Origin of the sequence: Shewanella sp. T24-MNA-CIBAN-0130, from assembly GCF_040310185.1 — a bacterium.
Taxonomy (GTDB): domain Bacteria; phylum Pseudomonadota; class Gammaproteobacteria; order Enterobacterales; family Shewanellaceae; genus Shewanella; species Shewanella psychromarinicola.
This window is the reverse complement of record NZ_JBEOPP010000237.1, coordinates 1-287: the sequence shown is the minus strand read 5'-3', so window position 1 is coordinate 287 and position 287 is coordinate 1. Positions and strand designations below refer to the sequence as shown.

At 68.3% G+C, this 287-nt stretch carries 1 protein-coding gene; it reads right to left on the bottom strand.

Annotation, left to right across the window (positions count from 1 at the left end; all coding sequences use genetic code 11):
* Positions 1-287 (bottom strand): hypothetical protein (locus AAEZ02_RS22200; protein WP_351125173.1); only part of this gene is annotated, 287 nt, incomplete at both ends.

Here is a 287-nt window from a genome sequence, read left to right as displayed (position 1 = left end):
CTTCGGCCATGACGATGCGGCCGTTTCCGCGTCGTTCACGAAGATCCCGCGATCAACGGTTTCGATCGACGCGAGCCGCAACCGGTCGATCGCGCGCGCATGCAGCAGGTACAACAGCGGCCGCTCGAAGCGCTTGCCCGGATCGAGAAACCGCAGCGGCCACGCACTGATGTGGCGATGCGCGTGCGTGCCGGAAACCGGCTCGCGCGCATCGGCGCGGACGATCCACACGCGCTTCGACGTCGCCGCATCGCGTTCGAGACACTCGGCGGCTGCCCGCATCGCGC